The sequence below is a fragment of the Sphingomonas flavida genome (genome assembly GCF_036663655.1).
Lineage (GTDB): Bacteria > Pseudomonadota > Alphaproteobacteria > Sphingomonadales > Sphingomonadaceae > Sphingomonas.
The window spans coordinates 1-1141 of sequence record NZ_JAXOJH010000055.1 but is presented as its reverse complement, the minus strand read 5'-3'; the positions used below and the strand labels follow the sequence as shown (position 1 = coordinate 1141).

Annotated in this window: 1 protein-coding gene; it reads left to right on the top strand. The window is 72.9% G+C overall.

Going from position 1 to position 1141, the window contains the following annotated elements; all coding sequences use genetic code 11:
- Nucleotides 1–122 precede the first annotated feature (122 nt).
- On the top strand, nucleotides 123–1141 hold a 1019-nt coding region (locus U1703_RS19075), incomplete at its 3' end, for a LacI family DNA-binding transcriptional regulator (RefSeq protein ID WP_332786976.1).

Below are 1141 nucleotides of genomic sequence, written 5' to 3'. Positions count from 1 at the left end.
GTACCCCTGGCCATCGGCGCCGGCGTCGCCCGCCGGACCTGGGTGCGGCCCCCGGACGAGCAGGCATCATGACCGGGCGCGCGGGGGGTTCCCGGAGGCGGGCGGACCCTAGGATGCCTGCTGTGCAGACACCGACGCTCCGTGACGTGGCCGAGGCGGCCGGGGTCCACGCCGCCACGGCGTCCCGGGCACTCAACCCGGCCACCCGCGGGCTGGTCAACGCCGACACCGCGCGCCGGGTGATCAAGGTGGCCGAGACGCTGGGCTACCGGCCGAACCCGATGGCGCGCGGGCTCAAGACCGCCAAGTCGGGCACCGTCGGGCTGGTCATCCCCGACCTCACCAACCCGTTGTTCCCGCCGATCGTGCGCGGCATCGAGGAGGTCCTCGAGCCCGCCGGCTACAGCGGCCTGATCGTCAACACCGACAATGACCCCGGCCGGGAGCAGAACCAGGTCGAGCTGCTGCGCTCGCGCCAGGTCGAGGGGCTGATCGTGGCGACCGCCCTGGTCGACCACCCGTTCCTGGAGAAGCTGCACCGCGAGGGTGTGCTGATGGTGATGGTCAACCGTCGCCCCGACGGCATCGACGTCCCCTCCATCACGCCCGACGACGCCACCGGCGTGGCGCTCGCGGTACGTCACCTCGCCGACCTCGGGCACCGGCGGATCGCCCACCTCGCCGGCCCGTCCAACACCTCCACCGGTGTGGTGCGCGCACGTTCCTTCCGTAGCACGGTCCGCGACCTCGGCCTCGACGACGACCCGCGACTGATCACGGCCTGCGACCACTGGAGCGAGGCCGCGGGCGCCGAGGCGCTGCGCGGGATGCTCGAGGCCGACCTCGGCTTCACGGCCGTGGTCGCGGGCAACGACCTGATCGCGCTGGGCTGCTACGACGTGTTCGCCGAGCGGGGGATGTCGTGCCCGGAGGAGATGTCGGTGGTGGGCTTCAACGACATGCCGTTCCTCGACAAGCTGCGTCCGCCGCTGACCACGATCGCGATCCCGCACCAGCAGATCGGCGCCGAGGCGGCCCGGCTCCTGCTCGACGCGATCGCCGAGCCCAACCGACCGGCCCGTTCGGTGCTGCTGCCGCTGTCGCTGGTGGTGCGCGGGTCGACCGCGCCGCCGGCCGCGTA